Origin of the sequence: Protofrankia sp. Cas8, from assembly GCF_963555845.1 — a bacterium.
Lineage (GTDB): Bacteria > Actinomycetota > Actinomycetes > Frankiales > Frankiaceae > Protofrankia.
The window spans coordinates 8,899-14,506 of the sequence record NZ_CAUVXI010000144.1 but is presented as its reverse complement, the minus strand read 5'-3'; the positions used below and the strand labels follow the sequence as shown (position 1 = coordinate 14,506).

The 5,608-nt window shown below is 64.5% G+C and carries 5 protein-coding genes; all 5 read right to left on the bottom strand.

Going from position 1 to position 5,608, the window contains the following annotated elements:
- Nucleotides 1-347: flavin reductase family protein (locus U9977_RS18695; protein ID WP_322750571.1), on the bottom strand; the 347-nt coding region annotated here is incomplete at its 3' end.
- A gap of 27 nt (nucleotides 348-374) precedes the next feature.
- Nucleotides 375-1,019 (bottom strand): hypothetical protein, encoded by a 645-nt coding sequence (locus U9977_RS18690; protein WP_322750570.1) that lies wholly within the window; start codon nucleotides 1,017-1,019, stop codon nucleotides 375-377.
- A gap of 8 nt (nucleotides 1,020-1,027) precedes the next feature.
- Nucleotides 1,028-2,311 (bottom strand): lysine N(6)-hydroxylase/L-ornithine N(5)-oxygenase family protein, encoded by a 1,284-nt coding sequence (locus U9977_RS18685; protein ID WP_322750569.1) that lies wholly within the window; start codon nucleotides 2,309-2,311, stop codon nucleotides 1,028-1,030.
- Between the two features lie 166 nt (nucleotides 2,312-2,477).
- Complete coding sequence (locus U9977_RS18680; protein WP_322750568.1) at nucleotides 2,478-4,136, bottom strand: ABC transporter substrate-binding protein; 1,659 nt, start codon at nucleotides 4,134-4,136, stop codon at nucleotides 2,478-2,480.
- A gap of 149 nt (nucleotides 4,137-4,285) precedes the next feature.
- Nucleotides 4,286-5,539 (bottom strand): acyl-CoA dehydrogenase family protein, encoded by a 1,254-nt coding sequence (locus U9977_RS18675; protein WP_322750567.1) that lies wholly within the window; start codon nucleotides 5,537-5,539, stop codon nucleotides 4,286-4,288.
- Between the last annotated feature and the right edge of the window lie 69 nt (nucleotides 5,540-5,608).

The window sequence follows — 5,608 nt, the reverse complement described above, 5'->3', positions numbered from 1 at the left end:
GACGGAAGGTCCGAGTTCGGCCAATCGTCGAACCGCACTCCGACGAACCGGTCCATACCTCTGGCGGCGAACCGCCGCGCCAGCTCGCGGTTGTCGCGCCCGAGCACGTTGATCACGAACTCGGACGCCTCGGAGAACACCGGGAAGCAACTGGAGGTATGCGATATCCCGACGAGAACAAGCGGTGGTTCAAGCGACACCGAGGTGACCGAACTGGCGGTGAACCCCCACGGGCGACCCTCCTGATCCCGGGTGGTGACGATGGTCAACGGCGCTGCGAGGAACGACATGGCCTCGCGAAAGGTCTCGCCGCCCAGGGCAGGCGGGACCCGGACCCCTGTACTCACAATTTCGTCCTCCAGTCGGCCATCGGGTCAGTGCCTGTGGGTCGCGGTCCAGAATCCGATCCACATCGCACCCCACCAGCACCCTTGAGAGACCACGGTTGTCACGGCGCCCCAGGCGAACAGGCGCGCGCTCAGCGCATCCGTCGAAGCCTTCATGCGTTTGTTGAGAATCATCGCCTGCAGTCCGTTGAGGGTGAGAAGCAGCACGAGGACCAGCTTCGCGCGGGTCAGCACGGTGGCCAGGTTCGGCTCCAGCAGTGCGCCGCTGACAACCATGCCGATGAGCCCCGTCCAGACCAGCAGGTGCAGCCGATCAACGCCGGAGACGGCTTCGGCGAACGTGGAACGTCCGACCAGCCAGACAGCAATGAGGTAATCGGCGACCAGCACTGCGCCGAATCCGAGAACGAGGGAGGCCAGATGGACGAACAGCGCGGCGTTGTGTAGAGCCGGATCGGGGTGCAGGTCGGTTGATATCCAGATCGCGGCGCACAACACAGCACATGCGCCGCAGGCCACCGCGACGAAGGCTCCCCACGAGCCAGACGGCGGCATGAGGCGGGCCGGTTCGGTCACAGGCATTCGCGGTGCGCGGGCAGTATCATGACGCGCCTCGGGTGCCCGCTCGGAAGCCAGACCGGATTCCTTGGTCAGGTTCGCACGGTCCAGCATGCGGATCTTCATCCCGCCGTCTTCGCCTCCGCGAGATCGCGCCGGTCGAGCAGGTCGTCGACGATGTCCTGCGATCGATGGGCGAGCACGCTGATCAGCGAATCGGCGATGCCGTGGGTCTGCTCGTTGACGCCCTGCAGGTAGACCGCTCCCCAGGCCGAATCGCCGAGGTCCAGGCGATACCGCCTGCTCACCGCGATATCGGCCAGATCGACCCGGTCGGCGAGGTCACGTATCAGCGCGGGCATCCGCGGCTCATAGCCGGTACCCAGCAGCACCAGATCGCAGCGTAGTGGATCGACCTTGCCGCTCCGGCGATCCCGCAGCTCCAGCAGCACATCATCGCCGTCGACACGCGCATCGACGACCTCGGTCATGGCCTGCACGGCGGACCGCCGGCGCCCCAGCATCCTCTGCTGGTAAAGCATGGAGTAGATTTCATCGAGGAAGGGCGGAGCCAGGCCAGCGTAGTTCGCCAGGTGCATCTCGTCGAGAATCTGCCGGCGTACCTCGGCGCCGGCGTTGTAGAAATCATCGATGAAGGACGGGAAGAACAGCTCGTTGACGAATTTGCTGGTCTGGTAATTCGCCAGACCGATCGACCGCAACACCATCGTCGGCGTGCTCAACGGCAGGTCGTTGTGCAGGGCCATGAACATCTCGGCCGCGCTCTGGGCGCCGCCCACGACCACCGGCCGGATGGGTCGGTCAGTGGCCAGCTCGGCGATGCGCGTGCAGTACTGGGTACTGTGGATCACCCGGTCCGGCGGCAGGTTGTGGAAGACATCGGGGATGTGTGGGTCGCGGCCGGTGCCGATGACGAGATCGCGGCAATGCAGCCGGTCGCCGTCGGCAAGGGTCACGGTCCAGCCGATAATCGTACCGTCACCCGCGCGTCGCGGTTCAACGATCTCGCCGCGGGCGCCGTAGCGAATGCCCACATGGTCCAAGGAGTCGGCGACCCACTGCTGGTACTCCGAGAGCTCCCAGCGGTACGGGTTGAAGGTGCCCAGGTTCACGAACTCGTCAAGGCGTCCGCGTTCGTGCAGAAAGCTCAGAAAAGAGAACCGGCTCCGCGGGTTGCGCAGGGTCACCAGGTCTTTGAGGAACGAGACCTGGCTGCGCGCCCACGGAAGCAACAGATTCCGCTGCCACTTGACGTCCGGGTACTGCTCCAGCAGCAGGGTGCTCTCGGCCAGCTCGCGCGAACCGGACTCCTCGATTGCCACCGCGAGCGCCAGGTTCGCCGGCCCCGCTCCGATCGCCAGTACGTCGATCTCTTGGTCAGTCATATTTCCACCTGATGGTTTGTTGGTCGGGTTCGTCGCAGGTTGGATGTGCCGAAACCGTTGATCGACATCGATGATCGGGCGGGGCCGGCAATTCGCGGAGTGGGTCGGCTGGCCAAGGGCCGCATGATCATTGATTTTGTCGCGCGGCCCTTGACCCCGAGCCTTTCTAGGACACCGTGACGCTGGTCAGATCGAGCTCACGGAATTGGGTGGGGACCACGTTGTGCAACCGCGAGGACCATGCGGCCGTGGCACTCTGAAACCAGATCGGGATCGTCGGCATGTCCTGCAGTACGAGCCGCTCAGCCTGCTGGTACAGCTGCTCGCCTTCCTGCTCCGACGGCGCCTCGTCGGCACGGGTGAGCAGTGCATCGACCGCCTGGTTGGAATACTGACCGACATTGGACGAGCCACCGGTCTTGAACAACGGGTTGAGGAAATTCTCGATCGACGGGTAGTCAGCTACCCAGGCGGAACGGTAGATCGCGTCCATCGTGTGGTCATTGAGCTTCTTACGCAACGCACCGAGCGTCGGCACCGACACGAATGTGCATTCCCGGCCAAGCGCCTTCTGGATCGACGCGCACGTCACCTCCATCCACTGCTGGTTGGCGGAGTCGACATTGGAGGTGAGCACGATCGGTCCCTGGAAACCGGTCGCATCGAACAGTTGCCTGGCCTTCTCAGGCTGGTAGGTGCACAGTTCCCCGCACTGGTTGTCGACATGGCCCTGGACATTCGGCGCTACCAGGCCGTCGGCCGGCGTCCGAGCACCGTTGAAGACCTTCTTGATGAGATCAACCCGGTCGATGGCCATCGAAATGGCCCGCCGCAGGTTCGGGTCGGCAAAGCGCTTGTCGTAGAGAGGGAAGGCGATCGCCTGATATCCGAGGTACTTGTAGGCAACGCGGCGGGTGTCGGGAAGATCAGTCTTGATCTTGTTGTTGACCGTTGACGACCACGGTGTGAACGAGAGGTAGTCGAGTTTGTTCGCCAAAACGTCCGCGTAGGCGTCGTCCAGGTTCGGGTAGAACCGGAAATCAATGCCGTCGATGTGCGGCTTCTCCCCGGCGAAATTGTCGTAGCGCTGCACGAGGATGTTCTTGCCCTTCGTGTAGGACACGAACTGGAAGGGGCCGTTGCCGACCGGATGGGCCTCGAAGGCTTTTCTGTCGGCGAAGAAGCTTGCAGGCAACGGGAAGAAGGCCGCATAGCCGAGCTGGGTGGCGAACGTGGAGAACGGCGCGGAAAGGGTCACGACGAAGGTGCGGTCGTCAACGACCTTCAGGCCCGACATCTCCTTTGCCGGGGGCAGCGTGGCCGGCTGCTTGCCGTCCGCCGTTGCGTTGTTCACCTGACCGAAACCTTCGATGTGCGAGAAGTAGTTCGCACCCTGCATCTCGTTCGGGGAATACGCGGTGTAGTTCCAGGCGTCGACGAAACTCCTCGCGGTGACCGGCGTTCCGTCGTGGAAGGTCCACCCGGGCTTAAGCTTGATCGTATAGACTTTCGCATCGTTCGTCTGGATGGATGCGGCGACGGCGTTGCGCGGCGCGGCGGTTTTCGCGTCATACTCCACAAGACCCTTGAACAAGGCGCCGAGGACACCGATTCCGCCGACCTCCGTCGTATTTCCGGGGATGAGCGGGTTCTCCGGTTCGGTTTCGTTGTAGCTGATGATCGCATCACTGCTGGCGGTGCTGACCGTACCGGCGGTGTTGACAGGTCCAGCGGTGCTGGTAGTGGTGTCGGTCTTGCCGCACGCGCCGAGCAGCGCGGCGAGCACCGCGAAGACGGCGGCAGTTCGAAGTGACAGTGATCGCATATCTTCTCCATTCACGATGAGGTGACTGATGACGACGGCTTCTCGCATACGGCCACCAGTGCACATCCGGCATCAATGGGACCGATTTCAACAGAACCGTGAGTTGACTGCCATTCAGGTCCAGGCGGAACAATCAATTGCCGCCGAATTCAGCTGGCGATGCCCAGGCAAAGCGGGAAACCAGGCCTGCCGCCCAACAGATAGGCGCCGGCCGATTGCAGGATCCGATCCTGGGCGACAACGTGTTGGCACATCGTGTTCGTGTCGCGCAGCCAGCGGTCCAGCGGAGACGGCCGGTAGATCGAGCTGGTCTGAAGAAGGTCGTAGAGCCGGCCCACGATCGACCGCGCCGTCCGGAAGGCGTGCCGGCGCGACAGCGGCAGTGCGGCACGCTCGTCCGGGCTGAGATCGTCGAGGCTTCCCCCGGCGGCCAGCACCTCGTGTTGGCGCTGCATGCTGGCGTACACCCCGCTTCGGGTGGCGACGAAGTCGGCCTCGCAGTCGGCGATGGTGACCTGCATGCGGTAGTCGTCGGCCGCGGCGCCGCTGACCGGATGTACCCGGGTGGCGACGATCTCGCGGACATGGTCGAGCGCGGCCCGCGCAATGCCCAGTGGCACGCCGGGCATGTTGCGCATGTGCACCTCCGGCTGGGCAAGTGCCCCGCTGCCGTTGCGCACGCTACCGAAGACGAGGGTGTGTTCCTCGGGGACGAAGATGTCCGTGATCGTGTAGTCGCAGCTTCCGCTGCCCGCCAGGCCGGTGGTGTACCAGGTGTCGACGACCTCCACCTGCCCGCGCGGCACCATCATCAGCCGCGAGTCGTGCGGGTCGCCGGACGGGCTCGGGTCGGGTCGGCCGTCGCGGTAGATGAACGCTCCGGAGATCACCCAGTCGCTGTGAGTGATCCCACTACCGAACTGCCAGCGACCGGTGAGCCGGTAGCCGCCGGGGACGCGCTCGGCGTGCCCGGTTGGGAACAGCAGCCCAGCGGTGATCATATCCAGGCTGGGAAACATCTCCCTCGCCACGGACTCGTCCAGGAACGCGGCGTAGAGCCCGGTGTCCGAACCGATCATCGCGCACCAACCGGCGGCTGCGTCGCCGTAGGACAGCGCCTCGATGACCTCGGTCTGTTCCACGGAGGACGTCTCGGGACCACCCCACCTGTGCCCGAAGCCCATCCGGAACACCCCGGTGCCGCGCAGGAGCTCCACCACGTCCGCGGGCAGCCGCCGCTCACGCTCGATGTCCGCGGAGCGCTCCCGCAGTCGCGGCGCAACCGCCCGGGCGCGATCGAGAATCTCCCTACCGGTCAGCGGTGGCGCTGGCGTATCAGTGCCGGCCGCGGCGGTCTCACGGCAGGCAGGTGCTATCTCACGATGGGTCTGGGTGATGGTCATCTGATCACTCCCTCGGATGCTGTGGACGAGCTAGATCGCCTGGGCGAACCGGAAGACACGGTCGGGGTC